Here is a 24891-nt window from a genome sequence, read left to right as displayed (position 1 = left end):
CACCACGTAACGCAGAAACCACATTCCGCGGTGGCTGGCTCAGCGACCGGGCTTGCGTGATGCAGCCACTCCAAGGGTCAGAAACAAAAAAGCGGAGCAAACGCCCCGCTTCCTCGTCTGTCGAGGTCTGCCGCCGGTCCATCCGCGGTCGGCATCCAGTCGACACCTGCGTTCTACCGAAGCAATGTTACGGCAATACGACAGGCAATGTCATACTGGGACCGCGATGGTTAACGATTCGTTTCCTCGCACCCTCAGTCCATCAGCGCATCCAGTCCGCGCACCAGTCCCTTGATGCTGCCGACGCGCCGGATGGCGAGCAGCGTGCCCGCCACATAAGGCGCAGCCGACGAACCGGCATCGTGGCGGATCGTCAGCCGCTCATCCGGGAGGCCGAACAGCGCTTCGCAGGAAAGGATGTAGGACGGCAGCCTCAGCGCATGTACCTGCACGCCCTCGCTGGCGCCTACCGTACCGCCGCGCGTTTCCGGTACGCCGGACACTTCCGACTTGGGCCGCGCGGATGATTTTCCGCGAACCTCGGCCAATGCCTCGGCCAATTCGCGTGCCGTGCCGGAAGGAGCATCCGGCTTCTTGGCGCTGGCATAGTCGATCACCTCGACATCGGGCACATATTTCGCCGCCATCAAGGCAAACCGCTTCATCAGCGTGGCGGTAATCGAGAAATTGCCGGCCGCCAGCACGCCGACGCCGTTGGCGCGTGCCGCCGCATCGATCTCCGCGTAATCCGACGCCCCCAATCCTGAGGTGCCGATCACCACATGCCGGCCCCTTGAAATCGCCAGCATGGTATTTGCCTTCACGACGTTCGGCTTGGTGTAGTCGACCACCACATCGGAAGGAGCGGCAAGCGCTTCGTCAAGCGAAGCAGCCACGACGACGCCGTTTGCGTCTATTCCCACTGCGCTGCCCGCATCCTGGCCCGCGGCGCTGCGTGAGACAGCCCCGGCTAGCGTAAAGTCCTTTTGCGCAATGATGGCGGGAATAAGCGCCTTGCCGACCCACCCCGTCGCTCCAGCCATGACCACCCGGATCGTCATTCCCGTTCCTTTCGTTTCCTGCGAATTTGCCGGAACGGGAAACCAATAGGGCCCGGCTAGTCAAGCCGGGCCCATGGTAGATTATTGTGCCAGAAAGAATGCTCTGTCAGCGCAGGAAGCTGTCGATGCGCCGCAAGGTCACGCGGCGGTTGCGCCAGTTTTCGTTCTGCGTCGGCACCAGCAGGAATTCCTCGCCGTATCCGACCGTCTCCAGCGACCTCGATGGAACACCGAACTCGCGAACCAGCACACGCTTCAGCGAGTCGGCGCGGCGCTCGGAAAGCACCTGGTTGGAGGCGAATGAGCCCACCGCATCCGTATGCCCCTCGATCAATATCGTTGCGCGCCGGTCGCGCCGCAGAATGCGGTTCAGCCCATCCGCGATATTCTCGACCTTGCGGTATTGGGAAAACGGAATTTCCGCCGAACCGAATTCGAAATTGATCGACTGGATGTCGATTGAAGGTGCCGCGCGCCGCAGGTCCGGGCGGCGCTTGAACTCGCGCACCGTCACCCGCTTATTGGGCTGCAACTGGATGCGCGGCGCTACTTCGAGCTGGCGTTCGATCTGCGTCGCAGAAGGCGTGGTCGCCTGCGCAAAGGCAAAGCCCGGCATCATCAGCGCAGCAAGCAGTCCAGTCGCAACGGTACGGCGATTCAGCATGATGTTCTCCTTCTCGTCACCCCGGCACCCCGCCGGTTCGTTCATGCGGACAACATTGCAAAGCAAATCTGAAACAGGAATGAACGGCTCGTTCAGGGTCGCATCACGCTTGCCGAGCGCTCGGCAAAGGGCATCGGATGCACAATCTCCTTCTTCTGCCCCACCGGCTTGAACCCCAGCTTCTGGTAGAGTGGTAGCGCGGCTGGATGGTCCAGCGTGCACGTCTGCACCGTCACCCGCTTCGGCCCCAGCGCCCAGCAGGCGGAGATCGCGGTGCCAAGAAACCAACGCCCCAGTCCTTGTCCGGTCGCATGGTCCATCATGCCGAAATAGGCAAGCTCCACCTCGTCGGGCAGATGCGGCTTGAGGTCGAAGAATCCGGCCGGCGATCCGTCGAGGTAAAGTACGCTGATCTCGCGGTCTTCATGGTGAATGCCGGCGGCCAGTTCCTCGTCGCTCATGCGCAGGATATTCACCCAGTGCCATTTCCTGCCCACCCGGTCCGCCAGGTAGCGATAGAAATGCAGCGGCATCTCCTTTGCCTTCAGCAAGGCGATCTGCCTGTTGTAGGGCAGCGATGGCGGGTACGCCGGCGGAGCATCCATTTCAAGGAACGTAACCGTCACTTCGATGCTGTCAGGAACGCCTTCATCCATGAAGATCAATCCTTGCCGGTTGCGACTGGCGTATCTGCCAACCCGCCCCATTCGGTCCAGGAACCGTCGTAGAGACGATTGTCGGTGTGGCCGAGCGTCTCCAGCGCAAGGGTGATCGCCGCCGCCGTTACACCGGAACCGCACGACGTCACGACCGGTTTCGAAAGGTCGATGCCGGCTCCCTCGAATATCTCGCGCAGGCGCGCCTTGGGCAGCAATTGGCCGTTCTCCGACAGCACCGACACCGGAACATTGCGCGCACCCGGCATATGGCCGGAGCGTATGCCGGCCCGCGGCTCCGGCTCGGTGCCGGCAAAACGCCCCGCCCCGCGCGCGTCGGCGATCTGGCTTTCCTTGGTCTCGACGATGCGGCGCATGTCGGCAAGGCTGGCAACACGGGCCTCGTCGAATTCGGCGTGGAAGATGCAAGGCGCGATCTTGGTGATGTCTGCGGTGACTGGCCGCCCCGAAGCTTTCCAGCCGTCGAACCCGCCGTCCAGCACATAGACCTGGAACACGCCCATCACCCTGAACATCCACCATGCCCGAGGTGCTGAAAAGAAACCGGGTCCGTCATAGACGACGATGGTGTCGTCCGCCGAAATGCCCAGCGTGCCGACGAAGCGGGCGAAGTCCTGCGGCGAAGGCAGCGTATGCGGCAGGTTGGACGAATTGTCCGACACCGCATCCTGGTCGAAGAACACCGCGCCCGGAATGTGCCCGGCTTCATATTCGCCACGCGCATTGCGCTTTTGAGCCGGCAAGTACCACGAGGCATCGACAATGGTTATGCCGGGCTCGCCAAGCCGCTCCTGCAACCAATCGGCGTCAACGGTGAACGGGCTGTCCTCGGCCATGTGGTCTCCTCTTGTCGCAAGAAACTGTGCGCGGAATGGGTTTGTGGTCAAGTAGCAGGCTGCGGCCCGAAACGGATGCGGAAACGCCGGTTCTCACGGCCCTTCTTTTCGATCTTGCCGATGTGGATCTCGCCCACTTCCGCCGTGCTTTTGACATGCGTACCGCCGCAAGGCTGGCTGTCGATGGCGCCGTCCTTGCCTATGCACACCAGTCTTATCCTGCCCGTCCCGCTCGGCGGCCTGACGTTCTTCGACTTCACCAGTCCCGGATTGGCCGCCAGTTCTTCGTCGCTGATCTCCCGGATGAAAACCGGATGATCGGCATGAACCAGTTCCATCAGCTTGGCCGTCACGTGTTCCTTGCTGAACCCCGTGTCCGGAATATCGAAATCGACGCGGGAATCATCCTCCGACACCGCAGCGCCAGTGATCGGATAGGGACAGACAACAGTAAGCAGATGGCAGGCCGTGTGCATCCGCATCAGCAAATGCCGTCGCGGCCAGTCGATAACCAGTTTCAGCCGCTCACCGATCGTCGCCAGCGGCTGTTCCGGCGCTGGAACATGGATGATTTCGTCCTTGGTCTCACCGGTGATTGTCGCGGCAATCGCGATACGGCTGCCGTCTGCCCGTTCGAGATAGCCGGTATCGCCCGGCTGCCCGCCCGAAGTCGCATAGAAAATCGTCTTGTCGAGAATGATGCCGCCACGTTCGTTGACGGCTACAACGCTGGCTGCGGCCTCGGTTAGATAGGAATCGGCTCGAAACAGCGTCTCGGTCTTACGCCCCATCATGCGACCTGTTCATACGGCACGCTGATGTCGCTTTTTCCTTCCATCCAACCGGGCACAGGAAGGTTCTTGCCGCGCAGGAATTCCGGATTGAACAGCTTCGACTGGTAGCGCGTACCGAAGTCCGCGAGGATTGTTACAATCGTGTGCCCCGGACCCATTTCCTTCGCCAACCGGATCGCACCCGCAATATTGATGCCGGTCGAGCCACCCACGCACAGGCCCTCTTCCTGGATAAGGTCGAAGACGATCGGCAGCGCCTCCTCATCAGGAATCTGATAGGAGAGATCGGGCGCAAAGCCTTCCAGGTTGGCGGTAATGCGGCCCTGCCCGATACCCTCCGTGATAGAACTGCCTTCCGACTTCAACACGCCGTCGGTGTAGTACGAATAAAGTGCTGCGCCCAGCGGATCGGCCAGCGCGATCTTCACGTTCTTGCCGCGCTTCCTCAAGCCCTCGGCGATGCCCGCCAGCGTGCCGCCCGAGCCCACGGCCGAAACGAACCCATCCACCTTGCCGCCGGTCTGCTCCCAGATTTCCTTGGCGGTCGTAACGACATGCCCGTCACGGTTGGCAACGTTGTCGAACTGGTTTGCCCAGATCGCACCGTTCGCTTCCGTCTTTGCCACCTGTTCGGCCAGCCGCCCCGAAAGCTTCACGTAGTTGTTGGGGTTCTTGTAGGGTACTGCCGGCACTTCGATCAGTTCGGCGCCGAGCAGGCGGATCGTATCCTTCTTTTCCTGGCTTTGCGTTTCGGGGATCACGATCACCGTGCGATAGCCAAGCGCCTTGGCCACCAGCGTAAGGCCAATACCTGTGTTACCAGCCGTCCCCTCGACGATCACGCCACCCGGCTGGAGCAGTCCGCGCTTTTCCGCATCGCGGATGATGAACAGGCCGGCACGGTCCTTGACCGACTGGCCGGGATTCATGAACTCGGCCTTGCCCAGGATTTCGCAACCCGTCTCCTCGGAGGCGCGCCTCAGCTTTATCAAGGGAGTGTTGCCGATAGCCTCGATCACCGAACGGTGCATTGGAATTCCTCATTGTCTGCGTGCGGCCAAACCCTAGAAATGTGAACGCCACGTTTCAAGGCACGATTTTGCCTGGACCAGTCGCATTCCGGCTTTGCCGGCGTCCAGTAGCCAAAAGTCGATACCGTGATCGGGATTTCCCGCGTCGCGCCCTTCCCTTTCCACATTCGCCTGTTTAGACCTTCGCCCAGCAAGCAACGGGAAGTTGAATGAAACTTTATCGGGCCAGCTCCCAGGACGGCGTCGCCTGGATTACCGGCGGCAGTTCAGGAATAGGCAGGGCTCTCGCCAAGGAACTCGCCAGCGCAGGCTACACCGTCGCGGTCACAGCACGCGAGGGCGACCCCATCGACATGCTGATCGCCGAGGCGGCACAATTGCCGGGCAAGATCCTCTCTTTCCCTTGCGACGTTGCCGATGAAGTCCGCATGGCCGACACAGTGGCCGCCATCGAAGGCCGCGTCGGCCCGATCACGCTCGCCATCTTCAACGCGGGCGCCTACATCCCGATGGCTGGCGAAAACATGTCGGTGCGCAAGTTCCGCCGCACGTTTGAAGTCAATGTGCTGGGCGTGGTCAACGGCCTCGTTCCCACGGTCCGGGCCATGCAGGCGCGCGGAAAGGGCCACGTGCTCCTCGTCGGCTCGATCAGTTCGTGGTTCGGCTGGCCGACCACTGCCGCCTACGGTGCCTCCAAGGCAGCGCTCAACGTCATGGCGCAGGCGCTGAAATACGACTTCGACAAGATCAACATCCGCATCCAGGTCGCCAATCCCGGCTTTGTCGACACGCCGCTGCTCAAGCAGACCGCCCCCTCGCTGCCTGCCATGATGCCTGCCGGAGAAGCGGCACGCCGCCTGTTCAAGGGCATCAACTCGGGCGGTTTCGAGATCGCCTTTCCGCGCCGGCTGGTATGGGGATTGAAATCTGCCAGCATCATGCCGCAGCCTGTGAGGCACTGGCTGATTTCCACGCTGACAGGCTGGAAGTCACGCCCCTTGAGCTTCGGCCGCAAAGTCCCTCGCAAAAAAGCTGAGACCGCTGATCGCTAGCAGGCCCGCGCCTTTCGCAGATTGCAATGCGCCGGGATTGAGGTCAGCGCGTGCCGAGAATGGTGCCTTCCGAGAACCGGAGCGCAGTGTACACAAAAGTACACGAGTACCGGAAGCGCAGGAAGGTGCCGTTCGCAGGCCGCGATCATCTGAATCCTAAAGTGGAATGTTGTCGTGCTTCTTCCAGGGGTTGCTCAGATCCTTGTTGCGAAGCATTCTCAGCGCTCGCGCCACGCGTCGGCGGGTCGAGTGCGGCATGATCACCTCGTCCACATATCCGCGCTCGGCCGCAACGAACGGCGACAGGAAGCGGTCCTCGTAGGCCGCCGTATGCGCCGCGATCTTGTCGGCATCGCCAATATCCTTGCGGTAGATGATCTCGACCGCACCCTTTGCACCCATCACCGCAATCTGAGCCGTCGGCCAGGCGTAGTTCATGTCGCCGCGCAGATGCTTCGAGGCCATCACGTCATAGGCCCCGCCATAGGCCTTGCGCGTAATGACGGTGATCTTCGGCACGGTTGCCTCGGCATAGGCGAACAAGAGCTTGGCGCCATGCTTGATCAAGCCGCCATATTCCTGCGCCGTACCCGGCAGGAACCCCGGCACATCGACGAAAGTGACGATCGGAATATTGAAACAGTCGCAGAAGCGCACGAACCGCGCCGCCTTGCGGCTGGCATCCGAATCGAGCACGCCGGCCAGCACCATCGGCTGGTTGGCGACGAAGCCGACCGTGCGCCCTTCCACCCGCCCAAAGCCGGTCACGATGTTCTTCGCAAAGCTCGGCTGGATTTCGAAGAAATCGCCCTCATCGATCGTCTTCAGGATCAGTTCCTTGATGTCGTAGGGCTTGTTCGCATTGTCCGGGATGAGCCGGTCGAGCGACAAATCATGCTCCGTCACCGACTGGAAGCATTCGATCTCCGGCGTCTCGGCGGTGTTGGAGGCGGGCAATAGGTCGATCAGCCGGCGCATCTGCAACAGCGCCTCGACATCGTTGTCATAGGCGCCGTCGGCAATCGACGACTTGGTGGTGTGCACCGAAGCACCACCAAGTTCCTCCGCCGTTACCGTCTCGTTGGTCACCGTCTTGACCACGTCAGGCCCGGTCACGAACATGTAGGAAGTGTCGCGCACCATGAAGATGAAGTCGGTCATCGCCGGCGAATAGACGTCGCCGCCCGCGCACGGCCCCATGATCACCGAAATCTGCGGAATCACCCCCGATGCCAGCACGTTGCGCTGGAAGATTTCAGCGTAACCGCCAAGTGCTGCCACGCCCTCCTGGATGCGCGCGCCGCCCGCATCGTAAAGTCCGATGATCGGCGCGCGGTTGCGCAGCGCCATTTCCTGCACCTTCACCACCTTTTCGGCATGCGCTTCGGAAAGCGAGCCGCCGAACACGGTGAAATCCTTGGCGAACAGATAGACCGGGCGGCCGTTGATCGTGCCCCAGCCCGTCACCACGCCGTCGCCGGCAACCTTCGACTTCTCCATGCCGAAATCGGTCGAGCGATGCTCGACATACATGTCGAACTCCTCGAACGAGCCTTCATCGAGAAAAATCTCAATGCGCTCGCGTGCCGTCAGCTTGCCCTTCTTGTGCTGCGCCTCGATGCGTGCCGGCCCACCGCCTGCGCGCGCAATCTCGCGGCGGCGTTCAAGTTCCTTCAGCACATCCTTCATCGCGGCACTCCCTTCGGCAAATCTGCCGTGTTGGTATCGGTGCCGCCGTCCAAGCGCAAGCGTGGCTTTGGTCGAGTACCGACCCTGCCCTTTGAGCGGTTTTGTTGCACTGCAACATGAAAGCCCTTGCATTTTGAGGCGAACTCCTCCATATGCGCTGCCATAGGCGCTTGGGCCGGATACGCCGGCTTTCTCCTCGAATGAGACTGGTTGCGTCTGTTTCTCCCTTTTCCGGCTTTCGGCAAAGCGGCGAAAAGCCCCGCGAGACAACACTTGCGGGCACGACAGCGCAGCCGCGCGGACGGTCACGTCCGCCGCCTTGTCGTTCCACGAAGATTCTACCGGCGACAGGTTGCGCCCTGTCGCCAAACCCTTTGCGGCCAATGCGCCGCGTGAAAGAAGATTGTTTTGACCATTGAAAACACTGCGGAGCTTACCGGCTTCGCCAAACTCGGAATTTCCGGCCAGCTTTTGAAGGCCACCCACGGCGCCGGCTTCACCGATCCGAAGCCGATCCAGGAGCAGGCCATTCCCGCCCAGCTCGAAGGCCGCGACATCCTCGGCATCGCCCAGACCGGCTCCGGCAAGACCGCGGCCTTTGCCCTGCCGATCCTCTCCAAGATCATTGCGCTCGGCACCAAGCGCCGGCCGAAGACGGCGCGTGCGCTGATCCTCGCCCCGACGCGCGAACTCGCCGTCCAGATCGAGGACACCATCAAGCTGCTCGCCAAGGGCGCGCATGTTTCGACAGCGCTGGTTCTCGGCGGCGTCTCCCGCTTCAGCCAGGTCAAGAAGATCGGGCCCGGCGTCGACGTTCTGGTTGCAACTCCCGGCCGCCTCACCGATCTGGTGCGCGAAGGCGATCTCAACCTCGCCGACACCAAATGGCTGGTGCTCGATGAAGGCGACCGTATGCTCGACATGGGCTTCATCAACGACGTCAAGCGCATTGCCAAGGCAACCGCGCCGGACCGCCAGACTGCCCTGTTCTCCGCCACCATGCCGGACGAAATCGCCGATCTGGCGAAGGGCCTCTTGAAGAACCCGGTTCGGGTCGAAGTCGCCCCGCAAAGCACCGCTGCCGCGGAAATCGTGCAGGGCGTCGTCTTTGCCCGCACCAAGCAGAAGCGGCAGGTCCTTTCCAAGATGCTGGCCGACGATGCGATGCGCTCCGTCATCGTGTTCGCCCGCACCAAGCATGGCGCCGATCGCGTCGTGCGCGATCTGGAGCGCGACGGCTTCAACGCTGCCGTCATCCACGGCAACAAGAGCCAGAACGCCCGCCAGAAGGCGCTCAACGAGTTTCGTGCCGGCTCGGTGCGCATCCTCGTTGCCACCGACATCGCCGCGCGCGGCATTGACGTTCCCGGCATCAGCCACGTTGTCAATTTCGACCTGCCGGACGAGGCCGAAAGCTACGTCCACCGCATCGGCCGCACCGGCCGCAACGGTCAGGACGGCGTCGCCGTCACACTGGTCGACCCCTCGGAGAACGCCAAGCTGCGTCAGGTCGAACGCATCATCCGCACCAAGCTGCCGGTGATCGCCGATCATCTGGACAGCCCCGATCCGCAGCGCGACCCGCGCGAGAAGAACGAACGCACCTTCGAACCGGCCAATGACCGCAACGAGAACAGGCGGCCGGGTGGGGCCAAGCCGAACAACGGCTTCGGCAAGAAGCGTTTCGGCGGCAAGCCAGCCGGTGCCAAGTCGTTCGGCGACAAGCCATTTGCCGGCAAGCCGAACGGCGAGCGCAAGCCTGAAGGCGCAAAGCCGTTCAAGGGCAACAACAAGCGCCGTTTCGGTGGCAAGCGTCCGGCAGCCCGCGCTGCCTGACGAGCCATCCACGCCAAGCAGGCAAACCTGAAACATGAAGAGCCGGAAGCTGAAACGAGTTTCCGGCTCTTTTTGCTGAAATTTTAAGTTATGCAGGGCCTGCTTCCCATTGGTTCGCCCGGCCCTCTAAAACCTCGCCAGCCACCCAAAAGAACTACGGTCCAATATCCCGCCATCCGCTGATTGGTGGGCTTGGCTTGCCCGGACTCTTTGTGGGACGTTGGATCGTTGCGGCGTGCGTCTGTACTCTTGGAGGAGAAGGATGGCCTTTGCTCGCGCGGTTCTTGCGACAAGTCTTCTTGGGCTATGCTTGACGTTTGCTGAGGCCGCTCCTCCAGCGACTTTCAAGGACTGCGAACACTGTCCGGAAATGGTTGTCCTTCCGCCGGGCAAATTCCTGATGGGGGCAAGCCAGAAAGAAGTTCGAGCCCTCAAATATGTCGATGCTTCACTGCCCCAACACGAGGTGGACATTGCTTACTCCTTCGCCATCGGGCGGGTTGAGGTCACAGTCGAAGAGTTCGACTCCTATGTAAAGGAGACCGGTGCAAAGGTCGGCGGCGCTTGTGGAATACGCTTGGCTGAGCAAGGCGACCTTGCGTTCAAGTACACGGGAACACTTCACCCCAACAGCGGCAAGGATGCCGAAAGTCCTCTAATGGTGTTCATTACGGATGGCTCCTATGCCCAACCCGGCCTGCCGGTCGACCTCAAACAGCCGGCTGTCTGCGTCTCTCGACATGAAATGAGCGGCTATCTCGATTGGCTGGGCACAAAAACCGGCAAACACTACCGATTTCCAACGGAAGCAGAGTGGGAATATGCTTACCGGGCCAACACCGACACAATGTCGTTTTGGGGAGACAGTTTCAAGAAGACCTGCGAATACGCCAATTTCGGCGACCGCAAGTCAGGTTATCAGGCGGGTATGGCTGCCCCCTGCTCCGAAAAGATTCGGCCTCTGTGGAGTGCTGATGCCGGCAGCTACAAGGCCAATCCATGGGGCCTCTACGACATGGCCGGGAATGTTCAGGAACTGGTCGAAGACTGTATGCATGATAGCTATAATGGTGCGCCATCGGACGGCTCTCCGTGGGCCGAAGACGGTTGCCTGACATTCGTCACACGCGGCGGCGACTATGAATTGATGCACTTCAACATGCGCGCTTCGGATCGCCTGTTCATGGGCCACGTGGAAGGTCCCGGAAACGATGACCTCATATGGCCGAAGGAACAGTCACTGGACGTGCGCGAGAACATAGTCGGCTTTCGTGTCGCCGTATCCATGGACAATACCGCGTGGGATCGAAAATGATCCCACCCTCTGCAGTCTTGGCTTAAACCAGCCGGCTCTGCTCCACCGCCGCCTCGATGAACGAAGCAAAAAGCGGATGCGGCTCAAGCGGACGGCTCTTCAGCTCAGGGTGATACTGCACGCCGATGAACCACGGATGGTCCGGATATTCGACGGTTTCCGGCAGCACGCCATCCGGTGACATGCCGGCGAACACCAGCCCGCAATCTTCCAGCCGCTGCTTGTAGTCGATGTTGACCTCGTAGCGGTGGCGGTGGCGCTCTGAAATCTCGCTGCTGCCATAGATCGCCGCAATCTTGGATTCCGGTGCCAGCCGGGCGTCATAGGCGCCCAGCCGCATCGTGCCGCCGAGATCCTCGGTTTCCTTGCGTTTTTCCAGCATGTTGCCCTTCAGCCATTCCGTCATCAGGCCGACGACCGGCTCCTTGGTCGGGCCGAACTCCGTCGAGGACGCGTGTTCCACGCCGGCCAACGAACGGGCTGCCTCGATGCAAGCCATCTGCATGCCGAAGCAGATGCCGAAATAAGGCACCTTGCGTTCGCGTGCGAACTTCGCGGCCATGATCTTGCCTTCCGAACCGCGTTCGCCGAAGCCGCCGGGCACCAGAATGCCGTGCACCTTTTCCAGCCAAGGCGAAGGGTCTTCCTTCTCGAAAATCTCGCTCTCGATCCAGTCCAGCTTAACCTTGACGCGATTGGCGAGGCCGCCATGCGACAGCGCCTCGATCAGCGACTTATAGGCATCCTTGAGGCCGGTATACTTGCCGACGATGGCAATGGTCACTTCGCCTTCCGGATTGTGGATGCGCTCCGAAACGCCCTGCCACGGCTCCATGCGCGGCTTCGGTGCCGGGTCGATGCCGAATGCCGCCAGCACTTCGGAATCGAGACCTTCCTTGTGATAGGCCATCGGCACATCATAGATATGGCCGACATCCAGCGCCTGGATCACCGCCGATTCCCGCACGTTGCAGAACAGCGAAAGCTTGCGGCGCTCTTCCTTCGGGATCGGCCGGTCGGCGCGCACGAGCAGGATATCCGGCGCGATGCCGATGCCGCGCAATTCCTTGACGGAATGCTGCGTCGGCTTGGTCTTCAGTTCACCAGCGGTCGGAATATACGGCATCAAGGTCAGATGCACATAGACCGCGTTGTTGCGCGGCAGGTCATTGCCGAGCTGACGGATCGCTTCGAGGAACGGCATCGCCTCGATGTCGCCGGCCGTGCCGCCGATTTCGCACAGCACGAAGTCGTAGTCCTCATTGCCGTCGGTAATGAAGTTCTTGATCTCGTCCGTCACGTGCGGAATCACCTGAACGGTCGCGCCGAGATAGTCGCCGCGGCGCTCCTTCTCGATGATGTTCTTGTAGATGCGACCCGTCGTGATGTTGTCGTGGCTGTTGGCGGACCGCCCCGTAAAGCGTTCGTAGTGGCCAAGATCGAGATCGGTCTCGGCCCCGTCGTCGGTCACGAACACTTCGCCGTGCTGGTACGGCGACATCGTGCCGGGGTCTACGTTGAGATACGGGTCGAGCTTCTTGAGCCGCACGCGGTAGCCGCGCGCCTGCAACAGCGCGCCGAGAGCTGCTGATGCAATGCCTTTTCCAAGGGAGGAGACCACGCCGCCGGTGATGAATACATATCGCGCCATGGGAACCATCGCTTAGCGCGGCCGGACTGATTCCGCCAGTGGAAAAACCGCCGCGCGTGGTTTTTCCCGGCCAAGACTGTTCTCAAAACAAAAGGGCCGGCTGGCCGCCGGCCCTTGAGCCTTGATCGATCAGGACGTCAGAGAATGACGACCTGGGTACCCATTTTCACGCGACGGTACAGATCCATCACGTGGTCGTTGATCATGCGGAAGCAGCCGTTCGAGGCGCTCGTTCCGATGCTCTGCGGCTGGTTGGTGCCGTGGATGCGCAGATGCGTGTCCTTCCTGCCCTCGTAAAGGTAGATGGCGCGGGCACCCAACGGGTTCTCCGGTCCGCCTGCCATGCCGTCCTTGTACTGGCCGTACTTCTTGGGCTCGCGCTCCTGCATCTCCTTGGTGGGGATCCAGCGTGGCCACTCCTGCTTGTCTCCGACGGTGGTCGAGCCCTTGAACTGCAAGCCCTCGCGGCCAACCGCAATCGCATAGCGACGGGCGGTAAAGGCCGACTCCACGAGGTAGAGACGGCGTTCGTTGGTATCGATGACGATCGTGCCAGCCTTGTAGCCGGTAAAGCTCACTTCCTGCGGCTCGAACTCGGACTTCACCTTGAACTGCTTCTTGGCCTGCTGCTGGCGCAACACCGAGTCCAGTGCGCGTGTCTCCGGCAACATGCTCATCGAGGACGTTGTCCCGCCAAAGAGGCCGGCAAACAGGCCGCCGCTGCTTCTCACCTGCTTTTCGCCCGGCTTCGGCTCGCTGCGCAGCTCACCATTGTTGCCGGTGAGCGCAACATTCATCGCCTCGGCGGGGATAGGCTCTTCAGCCTGCTGGATCGGCTCCACCGGCTCGACAACCTTGGCCGGCTTCGCCGGCTTGGCTTCCGCAACCTTGGCGGCGGGCTTCTGGCCCTTCTTGTCGAGGAAGGCTTGCCGCGAAGCATCTGCCTTGGCCTTGGCCGAGTCGCGCATGGCCTGCTTCTTGGCTTCAAGCATCTTCACCTTGGCGGCCGCCTGGTCTGCCTTGATCTTGGCCTCAAGTTCCTTGATTCGCGCCAGATCCTCGTCGGTCGGCTTCTTTTTCTTCTTCAGCGCGCGCAATTCAGCGGTCGGGCTCTTGGCCGCGACCGTGACGACATCCGTCGTCGCTACGGCAGGTGCTGCCGCGGTGGAAGCCGGCGACGCTGCATAGGCGGGAGCCCCCATGCAAAATGCGGCGCACAGGCCAGCTAAAATGAAGCTGCGAAGCTGCATGGCGAAAATCCGATCAAAGAAAAGCTTGTTGCCCACGGCCCTGCTCGGCACCCCGCAGGCACCGCATCCACCGCAGCCCTGCTATAATCGAATAGACGTGGTTTTCTCAAGCGGCACAAACCAGTCCAGCCCGGCGATCGCCTGCCCCCGAACGCATTTGCGGCAACTGTGTTCAAAGAACAACAGTTGCCGCAAACCTAAATAAGAAAGACGGCTATTAGTTATTCGGAACCTGCGGCGTTGTCGGCTGGGCAGGCTCTGCCGGAGCAGGCGTCGTTGCCGAATCAGTTGCCGGCGCAGCGCCGCTTGCCGGAGCTTCGGCAGGAGCCGGAGCCGCTGCACCGTTCGTCGACGAAGGTGCCGCCGGGGCAGCCGGAGCGGTCGTACCCGGAAGCTGGTCGAGAACGCCATTGCCCTGGGTTGTGCCTTGCGTAGCGGGCGCGCGATCGAGAATGTCGGTCGGCTTGTCGCCATAACGGGCGATGATCGAAAGCAGCAGCGAGGTCGCGAAGAACGCCGCGGCAAGGATCGCCGTCGCGCGCGTCAGAGCGTTGGCCGCACCGCGCGCCGTCATGAAACCCGAACCGCCGCCGATATCGAGGCCGCCACCTTCTGAGCGCTGCACCAGCACGACGCCGACAAGGGCGAGCACGATCATCAGGTGGACGACAATAAGTACGGTTTCCATAATCTACCTTGGCAATGCCTGTCAGCCTTACGATGCGGCTGCTCTTTGGAGGCGGCTCAATACAATGCTTTGATGGCATTTCCAAGCCCGCGCCCGGAATATGGTGCCCCGCCCCCGCTTTGCAAGCATTGGCGAGGGCATGGATATCGGAGCAGAGGTTGGCGTTACCCTGCGTAAATGCCGATCACATCTGGTTGTAGGCTTCGGCGATGCCGAGAAAATCAGCAGCCTTGAGGCTCGCACCGCCGACAAGTGCGCCGTCGACATTCTCCACGCCGAGAAGCTCGACCGCATTGGAAGGCTTGACCGAGCCGCCATAGAGAATGCGTACGCCGCCGGCAATCTCACCCAGCCTGTCGGCCAGCCTTGCGCGAATGTGGGCATGCGCCTTGGCGACATCGTCCACTGTTGGCGTCAGGCCGGTTCCGATCGCCCAGACGGGCTCGTAAGCGACAACGGTGTTAGCCGCGGTGGCACTGGCCGGCACCGATCCCTCGATCTGGCGTGACAGCACGTCGAGCGTGGCTCCGGCCTCGCGCTCGGCCCGCGTCTCGCCGATGCAGATGACGGCGACGAGACCGGCGCGCCAGGCGGCGACTGCCTTTGCCTCAACGGTGGCGTCGTCCTCGCCGTGATCGGTGCGCCGCTCGGAATGACCGACGATCACATGGCTGGCGCCGGCGTCCTTGATCATTTCGGCAGAGATGTCGCCGGTATGCGCGCCGCTCTCCTTGGCGTGGCAATCTTCCGCGCCTGTATGAACCGGCGTCCGCGACAGGATTTCGGCGGCGCGCGTCAACAGCGTTGCCGGCACGCAGATCAGCGCTTCGGTCTGCGCATCCAGTCCGCCCATGAAGCCGTTGCCGATCATCCTCAGCTCATTCAGCGAGGCGCTGGTGCCGTTCATTTTCCAGTTGCCGGCCACAAGCGGGCGAATTCCTGGCGTCATGGCGTTCATTCTCCGACGGATCCGTGATGCGCACACTCAGTACCAAAATCAAACCACAAAGCAATCGACACTGGCGGAGAAGGACGCTATTGCCCTTCCAACAGCTGAAACCGGACGTGATCATGCTCACTAGCTTAAGAAATGCAGCGAACACCTGGGTCTCCAAGGCTCTGCTTCTTGTCTTGGTGCTGAGCTTCGCCGTCTGGGGTATCTCGGGCCAGATTTCGGGCGTCATCGGCGGTCACGAGTCCGTCGTCACGGTCGGCGGCACCACGGTTTCCGTCAACGACTACCGCCTCGCCTACGACCGTCAGGTCAACCTCATGTCGCAGCAGTTCGGCCAGCGGTTGACGCAGGAACAGGCAAACGCCTTCGGTCTCGGCAACCAGGTCCTGTCGCAACTCGTCTCCGGTGCATTGCTTGACGAGCAGGCCCGCAAGATGGGCCTCGGCATCTCCAAGGATCGGCTTGCCCAGTTGACCCGTGAGGACCCGGCATTCCAGGGACCCGGCGGCCAGTTCGACCGCCAGACCTTCGACTACGTGCTGCGCCAGATCGGCATGCGTCCCGACGACTACCTCCTCAATCGCTCGCAGGTCGCCAAGCGCCAGCAGATCGTCGAGGCCGTCTCGGATGGCCTGAAAGCGCCGGATACCTTCCTCAAGGCCGTCGCGCTCTACCAGGGCGAGGATCGCACCGTCGATTATCTGGTGCTGCCGAAGTCGCTCGTCGAACCGATACCGGCACCGTCCGACACCGATCTTTCGACCTATTTCGAGGCAAACAAGAAGACCTACGCCGCGCCGGAATACCGCAAGTTCTCCTATATTCGCCTTGAGCCGGAAGACATCATGGACCTCACCTCCGTGACCGATCAGCAGGTCGAGGAGGACTACACCAAGAACAAGGAGCGTTATACGACGCCCGAGACGCGCAAGATCGAGCAGCTTGTCTTCAAGTCCGAGGATGCGGCCAAGGCGGCGCACGATTCCCTCAACACCGGCGCGACCTTCGACAAGATCGCGGCCTCCGAGGGCAAGACCGAGGCAGACATGCTGCTCGGCACGCTTTCCAAGGACAAGATCGGCGACCAGGCTGTCGCGGACGCCGCCTTTGCACTCGGCCTCAACCAGGTCAGCCAGGTCGTGAAGGGTGCTTTCGGCCCCGTCCTGCTGCGCGTCAGCGAGATCAAGCCTGAAGTGGTAAAGCCGCTGGCCGAGGTCTCCGAGCAGATCCGCAAGGACATCGCCATCGGCGAAGCCAGCCGCGTCCTTCTCGATGCCCACGACGCCTATGAAGACGCCCGCGCCGGCGGCGACAGCATGGAAGAAGCAGCATCGAAGCAGAAGCTCAAGGTCGTGACCGTGGAAGCGATCGACCGCGCCGGTCAGGCGCCGGATGGAACGGTCATCAAGGACCTGCCGGAGTCGGCGCAACTGATCAGGGCTGTCTTCGAAGCCGAAACCGGCGTCGAGAACGAAAGCCTGACCACGGCGGACAACGGCTACCTGTTCTACGAAGTCAACGGCATCACGCCGGCCCGAGACCGCACGCTGGACGAAGTTCGCCAAAAGGCCGTCGCCGACTGGACCGCGGCCGAAACCGCCAAGCGGCTTGGCGCGAAGGCAACCGAGCTGGAGCAGCGCCTCAAGGCCGGCACCGACCTCGATGCCATCGCAACCGAGATGTCGCTTGAAAAGCAGACCAAGCGCGGCCTTAAGCGCGCTGCCGACGACGCCGATTTCGGCAAGGAAGGCGCAGCCGCCATGTTCGGCGTTGCCGAGGGCGGCACCGGTGTCGTTCCCTCGCCCACCGACGACAGCCAGATCCTGTTCAAGGTCGTGCAGGTCTTCGAGCCGGCAGGCGCGGAGGCAAGCTCAATAGAGGAAGACGCCCGCAAGGCCTTTGCCTCGGGCATGAGCGATGACCTGCTCGACCAGCTCGTCGCCCAGCTACAGACGCAGTACAAGGTCGATGTCGACCAGGTCGCGATTTCGCAGGCGCTCGCCAGATGAACGGCCTGAAGCCTCATATCGCCAAGGTAGCAGCCGGCGGCGCGCTCACTTTCGAAGAAGCGCGCGAGGCCTTCGACATCATCATGTCGGGCGATGCAACGCCCGGCCAGATCGGCGGCTTCCTGATGGCGCTGCGCGTGCGCGGCGAGACGGTCAGCGAGATTTCCGGCGCGGTCGCCACCATGCGCGACAAGATGCTGCGCGTTGAGGCCCCGGCAAACGCCATCGACATCGTCGGCACCGGCGGCGACGGCTCGCACAGCGTCAACATCTCCAGCGCCTCCGCCTTCGTCATCGCAGCCTCCGGCGTTCCGGTTGCCAAGCATGGCAATCGCGGCCTGTCCTCACAGACAGGCGCGGCAGACGTTTTGATGGGCCTCGGCATCAAGATCGACGTGACGCCGGAAATCATCGCCCGCTGCATCGAGCAAAGCGGCGTCGGCTTCATGTTCGCGCCCGCCCACCATCCGGCGATGAAGCATGTCGGCCCGACGCGCGTCGAGCTTGGCACGCGCACCATCTTCAACCTGCTCGGGCCGCTGTCCAATCCGGCCGGTGTCAAGCGCCAGATGGTCGGCGTGTTCTCGCCTGAATGGGTCGTGCCCGTTGCCGAGGCGCTCAAGACGCTTGGCGCCGAACACGCATGGGTCGCGCATGGCGACGGCTACGACGAGATCACCACGACCGGCGAAACCGAGGTAGCGGAACTGGTCGGCGGCGAAATCCGCACCTTCACGCTCACGCCCGAAAGCGTCGGCCTGAAGCGGCACACCAAGGAAGCCCTGCGCGGCGGCGACGCCGCCTACAATGCCAAGGCGCTGCGCGACATGCTCTCCAGCGCTCCCGGGGCCTATCGCGACACCGTGCTGATGAACGCCGGGGCCGGACTGGTCGTTGCCGGCAAGGTCACGACGCTTGGCGACGGCGTTGCCAAGGCTGCCGAAGCCATCGACAGCGGCCGCGCGCTGCAGGTCCTGGACAAGCTCATCAAGGTTTCCAACGGATAGGGCGATGGCCGACATCCTGCGCAAGATCGAAGCCTACAAGCGCGACGAGATCGCCGCCGCCAAGGCGCGTATCCCGCTTGCCGAACTAAAGGCGCGCGCCCGCGACGAAGCCGCTCCGCGCGGCTTTCTAGCAACCCTCGAGGCAAAGACCGCCTCGGGCCAATACGCACTGATTGCGGAAATCAAGAAGGCCAGCCCGTCAAAGGGCCTGATCCGCGCGGATTTCGATCCTCCGGCGCTGGCGAAAGCCTATGCCGAAGGCGGCGCGGCCTGCCTGTCAGTGCTGACCGATGCGCCATCCTTCCAGGGCGCGCCTGAATATCTGGTCAACGCCCGCAAGGCGGTAGCCCTGCCAGCGCTGCGCAAGGATTTCCTGTTCGACCCCTATCAGGTCCACGAAGCTCGCGCCTGGGGTGCCGACGCCATCCTCATCATCATGGCAAGCGTTGACGACGCGATGGCGCGCGAACTGGAAGACACGGCATTCTCGCTCGGCATGGACGCGCTGGTCGAAGTTCACGACGAGCCTGAAATGGAGCGCGCGCTGAGGCTCTCCTCACGCCTCATCGGCATCAACAACCGCAATCTGCGCACTTTCGAGACGACGCTCGAAACCTCCGAGCGGCTTGCGCCCATGGTTCCCGCCGACCGGCTGCTGGTTGGCGAAAGCGGCATCTTCACCAATGCCGACTGCAGGCGGCTCGCCAATAGCGGCATCGGCACATTCCTCGTCGGCGAAAGCCTGATGCGGCAGGACGATGTTGCCAGCGCAACGCGCACGCTGCTCGGCCTATCTGTTCCAGCGGAAGCAGCGCGGCTATGAGCACTGGGCCCAAGCTCACCCATATCGGCGCATCCGGCGAAGCGCATATGGTCGATGTTGGTGACAAGGCCGAAACGGTGCGCACGGCGATTGCCGAAGGCTCCGTCGCCATGCAGGCCGACACGCTGGCAATGATCCTCGCAGGCAATGCCAAGAAGGGCGACGTGCTTGGCACCGCGCGCATCGCCGGCATCATGGCCGCGAAAAAGGCGCATGAACTGATTCCGCTCTGCCATCCGCTCCTGCTCACCAAGGTTTCGGTAGACATCGAGCCCGACCACGCTTTGCCCGGTCTGAAGGTCACGGCGCTCGCGCGCGTCACGGGCAAGACGGGCGTCGAGATGGAAGCGCTCACCGCCGCATCCGTCACCTGCCTGACCATCTACGATATGGCCAAGGCGGTGGACCGCGGCATGGTCATCTCCGGCATCCGGTTGGTGGAAAAGACCGGCGGCAAGTCAGGCGATTACAAATCGGAGGCGTGACATGGCCCTGCTGCCCGTCGACCAGGCTCTCAAGCGTTTGCTCGACGACGTCGAGACGCTGCCGTCCGAAAGCGTCGCACTGGCGGATGCCTATGACAGGGTGCTGGCCAAGCCGGTCATCGCCTTGCGCACCCAGCCGCCCTTCGCAGCTTCCGCCATGGACGGATACGCGGTGCGCGGCGTCGACGTGGCAAAAGCACCCGCCCGGCTCAAGGTTATCGGAGAAATAGCCGCCGGTCACAATTTCGCAGGCACGGTCGGAAACGGCGAAGCGGCCCGCATTTTCACCGGCGCGCCATTGCCTGACGGAACAGACACCGTCGTCATCCAGGAAAACGTCAGCGGTCTGGCGGACGGCCGTATCGAAATCGCCGAACCGACCCGCAGCGGTGCAAATGTCAGGCGTGCCGGGCTTGATTTTGTCGCAGGCGACACCTTGCTGGAACAGGGCCACCTGCTTGGCGCAAGAGCACTGTCGCTTGCCGCATCGGCAAATCGATCGCACCTCGATGTCGTGCGCCAACCTGTCGTCGCCATCATTGCCACGGGTGACGAACTGCTTGTCCCCGGCAGCGAACCGGGCCCCGGCCAGATCATTTCCTCGAACGCCTATGGCGTCATGGGGGCCGCCCTGTCGGTCGGCGCACGCGCGCTTGATCTCGGCATCGCGGCCGACCGCAAGGAAGCTATAGCCGCGTTGGTAAAACAGGCTGTTGCGGCCAAAGCCGATGTCATCGTTACGATGGGCGGCGCATCTGTCGGCGACCACGATCTCGTGCACGGCGTTCTCACCGGCGAAGGCATGAAACTCGATTTCTGGAAAATCGCCATGCGCCCCGGCAAGCCGTTGATGTTCGGGCGCTTGGGCAACATCCGTTGCATCGGCCTGCCCGGCAACCCAGTGGCCAGCCTGGTCTGCTCCCAGCTTTTCCTCAAACCTCTGCTCGCTCGCCTCGGCGGTCGCCCGTTCCGCCAGAACGTTCGCGAGGGACTCCTGGGCACACCGATGGCAGCAAACGATCTGCGTCAGGACTACGTCCGCGCCACTCTCAGCCGGCAAGGCAGCGCGCTGATTGCAACGCCGTTCAATGTTCAGGATTCCTCGATGCTGCGCACCATGGCGACAGCCGGTTGCCTCATCGTGCGCGAGCCCTTCGCGCCGGCAGCCGAGGCAGGTACACCCTGTCGCATCCTCTGCCTAAGCTGAACAAATCGTCAACGCATTCATTAAACTTTAAACGGTTGCGGAACACAACTGGAACAGATAGTGTTTGTTCCGGGTTTGTTTTCCGATTCTGGACTCTACCGCGACCGGGGGCCGCAATGCTGACGCGCAAGCAACATGAACTTCTTCTCTTCATCCACGAGAGACTGAAAGAGAGCGGAATCCCGCCGTCTTTTGACGAGATGAAGGAGGCGCTCGACCTTGCCTCCAAGTCCGGCATCCATCGGCTGATAACGGCACTTGAGGAGCGCGGTTTCATCCGCAGGCTTCCGAACAGGGCCCGCGCGCTTGAAGTGTTGCGCCTGCCGGATTCGATTGCGCCTGGCCTCAATGCGGCGAGGAAATTCTCGCCAAGCGTCATCCAGGGTAGTCTCGGACGACCGGTCAAGGAACCTTCCCGGCTGCAATCCGCCAGCAATGACGACGATGCGGCATCGGCGGTTTCCATTCCCGTCATGGGCCGCATCGCGGCCGGTGTTCCCATCGACGCCATCCAGCACAAGACCCATTCGATTTCCGTGCCGCCGGACATGATTTCGGGCGGGGAGCACTACGCGCTCGAGGTCAAGGGCGATTCGATGATCGAGGCCGGCATTTTCGACGGCGATACGGTCATCATCCGCAATGCCAATTCGGCGACGCCGGGCGAAATCATCGTTGCCCTGGTGGACGAAGAAGAGGCCACTTTGAAGCGCTTCCGCCGCAAGGGCGCATCGATTGCGCTCGAAGCAGCCAACCCAGCCTATGAAACCCGAATTTTTGGTCCTGACCGTGTCAAGGTACAGGGCAAGCTGGTCGGATTGATCCGGCGCTACTGAACCAACCATAGTTGCATCATATCGACCGGGCGTTGACGCGCCCGGTCGATTTTTTGATGGGATAAACAACTGATTTCTCCCGGCTTCGCCCCGGTCACCCCATATTTGGCAATGAGGCATTTTGTCTTTTGAGACAAAGGCCTAGCGCCACAATTTCGTGACATTCATTATGAATTTGGCAGATGGCTTCTACGCCATCCAATGTCACTGTTTAACGCACTCTGGGAAATGACCGGGGTGGAAGGAGTTTCCGATGCCTGCCCCTCGGTTCTGTCACTCATGCGCAGGACCCCGCCCACGCGCCGCCGTTCGATGCCCTTGGTGTCAGCGCAGCTACGATACGATGCACGGCCAGCCAGAGCATCTGTTCGGAGTTCTTCGCGGTGAGAGGAAGCCATCCAAAACCCATGTTGAAACGGACTAGTGCATGTCTCCCGAAGGTGGGCCCGGTTTCGGGCAAAGACATGCACAAAATCAAAGAGCCAAAGCGTGTTATGCGAATCTGAAAGATCGCGACGCGCTTTAGGCAGGGCTTTGGTTGAAATCCGCTAGTCTTCTGCAATCGGTTCCGGCTCGGGGTGATCTGGGGTTTTGCGTTCCTTTTTCTCGTAAGGAGCGAGCCCCCGCGCTTCGCGCGAAAACCGGCGCTGGACATGCCACGGCCGATAGTCGGCTTCAACGGCAAAACTGACTTGTGCACGCCCGCCCTCCGCCTGGTCCGGTAGGAAGACGGCGGCGCTGCCAAGCCTCGCGAGCTGCCGCTTGGTGATGATCGCCACCGACGGCAGGTCGCATGGATCGGAGGCGGTCGCATCGTCGATTACGATCACAGCCGCCAACTTGCAGGCAGGCCTTGCCGCGGCTTCGGACTTCGCCAGCGCAACCACTTTTCCTGACATGTGCCTCGCCACACAAAGATCGTTCGCGCAGTGGAACTCGCCAGCCCCCGGCGCATCAGCCACCGAAACAAGCGTCTGATCGCTACCCGTGTGCGGTTTGACAACCGTTTCCGCATCGAGCGCGCGCCGCCAATTGTCGATCGTGAACGCATTCGGACGCGAGCGGTTGACCGCCAGTTGTTCCTCGCCGATTGGCACGGCCACCAGCCGTGCATCCTCCGAGATCAGCAAATCGGGCGTGCGCACCTGCGCCACCATAAACAACCCCGCAATCGCCAGGGGAATTGCGGCAAGCCTCAGCCACGTTGTCGTGATCGTCGCGATCACCAGCGCAATCGTCACCAACACCACCGATGAAGCGGAAACCAGCCCGACGGCATCGAGTGGCGAAAGCGCCGCGATCCATTCCGACATGCCGATCATCGCTGACAGCCCCTTGCCCATCACGTACAGGAACGGGCCATCCAGACCGAACGGCATGAAAAGCGATGCGAATACCGCAAAGGGCATGACGATAACCGACACGATCGGCATCACGGCCAGATTGGCGAACAGGCTAAGCGGCGCAACCCGCTGGAAATGCCACATTGCGAACAGCGTCGTGGCGCTGCCGGCTATGATCGAAGTCGCCGCCAACGCCACCATCATCATGGCAAACCGGTTCATCAACGCACCCGGCAAGGATCGCTTTTGAGCCGAGGGCGCAACCGGACGTGAGGCACGGTAGTCGGCCCAGCCGGCATAGGCTCCAACCAGTGCCGCCGTCGCAGCGAATGAAAGCTGGAAGCTTGGCCCAACCACTTCGTGTGGCGACAGCGCGATGACCACGATTGCCGAGATGGCAAGGTTGCGCATGGTCAGCGCCGCGCGGTCGAACAAAACCGCTGTCAACATCACCGCAAGCATGATGAAGCTGCGCTCCGCCGCAACCACCATGCCTGAGATCAGCAGATAGGCGGCAATCGCAAACAGCGCAGCCGCCGCCGCGTATTTCTTTGTGGACCGCCGCGAGGCAAAGTCCGGAAAAAGCGCGAACGCGCCGCGCATCAGGCTCATCACCGTGCCCGCCACCAGCGCCATGTGCAGCCCGGAAATCGAAATAATGTGATAGATGCCGATCTTGCGCATCGCCTCGTTGATCGTCTCGGGAATGCCGGCCCGAACGCCCACGATCAGCGCCGCGGCGATCTCGCCTTCCGGTCCTCCGATGCTCCCGCGCACGTGGTCGGCGATGGCGTCGCGCGCCCTCTCTATCGCCGTAGCTATCCGGGTTCCCAGCGGCATCGGCGCGTCGGTACTCACCTCGATATCCGAAAGGAAAAAACCGCTGCCGCCGATGCCGTCGAAATAGCTTTCGAACGAGTAGTCGTAGCTGCCCGGTCGCACCGGCCCCGTCGGCGGCAAAAGCCGCACCAGACCCGTAACCGCCGACCCCGCCGCCAGCCCTTGCGGCACCTTGCGCGCGGTCAGGCGCACCCGCTCCGGCTGGTATCTAAGCGCAGGCCGCTCCGTCGAAACGACATCGACCGTCAGCCGCGTGCGCCCATTGGCCATGTCGTCGATGGACACCACCCTGCCCATCAGCCGCGTCGTGACCTCCGAACCCAGCATATGCGTGTCCGCCCGCCAGGTTTCGAGCTTCCCGGCAAGCATGCCTGCGCTGCAAAGCAAAAGCGCCAAAGCACCGAGCAGAGCCGTATGCCGGGCGCGCACGCTCCACGACAAGACCGCAAGCGCACCCGCCGCCGCTAGCAGCGGCAACCAGTCCGGTTCCGCCTCCAGCGTGAAGTAGAAGATCACGCCAACCGCGAGAAACACCGGCACCAGCAGGAAGGCCATGCCGCGATCCAGCTCGGTGGCCATTGCCTTGACCGTTTCCGCTCGCAGCCCAGCCAGCGAGAGCCTGCGCATCCCCCGAAACCACCAGCCGGCAGTGGACCTCGCACCCAGCTCGACCGCCACTCGAGATGGAACACCCGACTCAGCCACGCCAGGCAGGTGTTCAACGGAAATTGAGGGAAGCTGGGCAGGCGCGTGCGAGGCAAAAAACGAGCGCTCACTGACCTCACTCAATGCACTTGCAACGTCTTTCTCGCCCCGAGCTGATCCAGCCATCGGGTCTGCCC

The 24891-nt window shown here is 62.0% G+C and carries 21 protein-coding genes; 9 read left to right on the top strand and 12 right to left on the bottom strand.

Annotated features, from left to right (window positions below; all coding sequences use genetic code 11):
* Positions 1-254 precede the first annotated feature (254 nt).
* From dapB to ACODTY_RS03355, 6 genes are all read right to left on the bottom strand, one after another.
* Positions 255-1061 (bottom strand): 4-hydroxy-tetrahydrodipicolinate reductase, encoded by an 807-nt coding sequence (dapB, locus tag ACODTY_RS03380; RefSeq protein WP_488992866.1) that lies wholly within the window; start codon positions 1059-1061, stop codon positions 255-257.
* Between the two features lie 106 nt (positions 1062-1167).
* Entirely contained in the window at positions 1168-1725 is a 558-nt protein-coding gene (locus ACODTY_RS03375; protein WP_488992865.1) for an OmpA family protein, read from the bottom strand.
* 92 nt (positions 1726-1817) lie between these two features.
* Positions 1818-2381: a GNAT family N-acetyltransferase gene (locus ACODTY_RS03370; RefSeq protein WP_488992864.1), complete on the bottom strand. Its 564-nt coding sequence runs from the start codon at positions 2379-2381 to the stop codon at positions 1818-1820.
* A gap of 5 nt (positions 2382-2386) precedes the next feature.
* The gene (sseA, locus tag ACODTY_RS03365) at positions 2387-3238 is read right to left on the bottom strand and encodes a 3-mercaptopyruvate sulfurtransferase (protein WP_488992863.1); all 852 of its coding nucleotides are present in this window, start codon (positions 3236-3238) and stop codon (positions 2387-2389) included.
* Between the two features lie 47 nt (positions 3239-3285).
* Entirely contained in the window at positions 3286-4029 is a 744-nt protein-coding gene (locus ACODTY_RS03360; RefSeq protein WP_488992928.1) for an alanyl-tRNA editing protein, read from the bottom strand.
* Positions 4029-5063, bottom strand: a complete 1035-nt coding sequence (locus ACODTY_RS03355; protein WP_488992862.1) for a cysteine synthase A — start codon at positions 5061-5063, stop codon at positions 4029-4031. The genes ACODTY_RS03360 and ACODTY_RS03355 overlap by 1 nt, the downstream gene beginning before the upstream one ends.
* Before the next feature lie 209 nt (positions 5064-5272).
* On the opposite strand from ACODTY_RS03355, the gene ACODTY_RS03350 reads away from it, so the two are divergent.
* Entirely contained in the window at positions 5273-6115 is an 843-nt protein-coding gene (locus ACODTY_RS03350) for an SDR family NAD(P)-dependent oxidoreductase (RefSeq protein ID WP_488992861.1), read from the top strand.
* Between the two features lie 156 nt (positions 6116-6271).
* Here ACODTY_RS03350 and ACODTY_RS03345 read toward each other — a convergent pair whose 3' ends face one another.
* Complete coding sequence (locus ACODTY_RS03345) at positions 6272-7804, bottom strand: acyl-CoA carboxylase subunit beta (protein WP_488992860.1); 1533 nt, start codon at positions 7802-7804, stop codon at positions 6272-6274.
* A 408-nt stretch (positions 7805-8212) separates the two neighbouring features.
* On the opposite strand from ACODTY_RS03345, the gene ACODTY_RS03340 reads away from it, so the two are divergent.
* Positions 8213-9640, top strand: a complete 1428-nt coding sequence (locus ACODTY_RS03340) for a DEAD/DEAH box helicase (protein ID WP_488992859.1) — start codon at positions 8213-8215, stop codon at positions 9638-9640.
* 262 nt (positions 9641-9902) lie between these two features.
* A complete protein-coding gene (locus tag ACODTY_RS03335) occupies positions 9903-10955 on the top strand; it encodes a formylglycine-generating enzyme family protein (RefSeq protein ID WP_488992858.1) in 1053 nt (350 codons plus the stop codon).
* A 22-nt stretch (positions 10956-10977) separates the two neighbouring features.
* Here the strand turns inward: ACODTY_RS03335 and pyrG are convergent, their stop codons facing one another.
* The 4 genes from pyrG to tpiA all read right to left on the bottom strand — a co-directional run bounded on the left by pyrG (position 10978) and on the right by tpiA (position 15493).
* On the bottom strand, positions 10978-12606 hold the full coding sequence (pyrG, locus tag ACODTY_RS03330) for a CTP synthase (protein ID WP_488992857.1): 1629 nt from the start codon (positions 12604-12606) through the stop codon (positions 10978-10980).
* Between the two features lie 137 nt (positions 12607-12743).
* Positions 12744-13856: a L,D-transpeptidase gene (locus ACODTY_RS03325; protein WP_488992856.1), complete on the bottom strand. Its 1113-nt coding sequence runs from the start codon at positions 13854-13856 to the stop codon at positions 12744-12746.
* 217 nt (positions 13857-14073) lie between these two features.
* The gene (secG, locus tag ACODTY_RS03320) at positions 14074-14544 is read right to left on the bottom strand and encodes a preprotein translocase subunit SecG (RefSeq protein WP_488992855.1); all 471 of its coding nucleotides are present in this window, start codon (positions 14542-14544) and stop codon (positions 14074-14076) included.
* A 184-nt stretch (positions 14545-14728) separates the two neighbouring features.
* The gene (tpiA, locus tag ACODTY_RS03315) at positions 14729-15493 is read right to left on the bottom strand and encodes a triose-phosphate isomerase (RefSeq protein ID WP_488992854.1); all 765 of its coding nucleotides are present in this window, start codon (positions 15491-15493) and stop codon (positions 14729-14731) included.
* A gap of 122 nt (positions 15494-15615) precedes the next feature.
* Here tpiA and ACODTY_RS03310 point away from each other — a divergent pair, with 122 nt between their 5' ends.
* The 6 genes from ACODTY_RS03310 to lexA all read left to right on the top strand — a co-directional run bounded on the left by ACODTY_RS03310 (position 15616) and on the right by lexA (position 21866).
* Positions 15616-17508: a SurA N-terminal domain-containing protein gene (locus tag ACODTY_RS03310; protein WP_488992853.1), complete on the top strand. Its 1893-nt coding sequence runs from the start codon at positions 15616-15618 to the stop codon at positions 17506-17508.
* The gene (gene trpD / locus ACODTY_RS03305) at positions 17505-18515 is read left to right on the top strand and encodes an anthranilate phosphoribosyltransferase (protein ID WP_488992852.1); all 1011 of its coding nucleotides are present in this window, start codon (positions 17505-17507) and stop codon (positions 18513-18515) included. The genes ACODTY_RS03310 and trpD overlap by 4 nt, the downstream gene beginning before the upstream one ends.
* A 4-nt stretch (positions 18516-18519) precedes the next feature.
* Positions 18520-19338 carry an indole-3-glycerol phosphate synthase TrpC gene (gene trpC / locus ACODTY_RS03300; RefSeq protein ID WP_488992851.1) on the top strand — a complete coding sequence of 273 codons (819 nt, stop codon included), beginning with the start codon at positions 18520-18522 and terminating at the stop codon, positions 19336-19338.
* Positions 19335-19823: a cyclic pyranopterin monophosphate synthase MoaC gene (moaC, locus tag ACODTY_RS03295; RefSeq protein WP_488992850.1), complete on the top strand. Its 489-nt coding sequence runs from the start codon at positions 19335-19337 to the stop codon at positions 19821-19823. Before trpC ends, moaC begins: the two co-directional genes overlap by 4 nt.
* A gap of 1 nt (position 19824) precedes the next feature.
* Positions 19825-21030 carry a molybdopterin molybdotransferase MoeA gene (locus tag ACODTY_RS03290; protein WP_488992849.1) on the top strand — a complete coding sequence of 402 codons (1206 nt, stop codon included), beginning with the start codon at positions 19825-19827 and terminating at the stop codon, positions 21028-21030.
* 116 nt (positions 21031-21146) lie between these two features.
* Positions 21147-21866, top strand: a complete 720-nt coding sequence (gene lexA / locus ACODTY_RS03285) for a transcriptional repressor LexA (protein ID WP_488992848.1) — start codon at positions 21147-21149, stop codon at positions 21864-21866.
* A gap of 548 nt (positions 21867-22414) precedes the next feature.
* Here lexA and ACODTY_RS03280 read toward each other — a convergent pair.
* Positions 22415-24880: a ComEC/Rec2 family competence protein gene (locus tag ACODTY_RS03280; protein ID WP_488992847.1), complete on the bottom strand. Its 2466-nt coding sequence runs from the start codon at positions 24878-24880 to the stop codon at positions 22415-22417.
* Between the last annotated feature and the right edge of the window lie 11 nt (positions 24881-24891).

Source organism: Mesorhizobium sp. FG116 (assembly GCF_057809835.1).
Note: the sequence above shows the minus strand (reverse complement) of the source record. Positions and strands in the feature narration are given on the sequence as shown.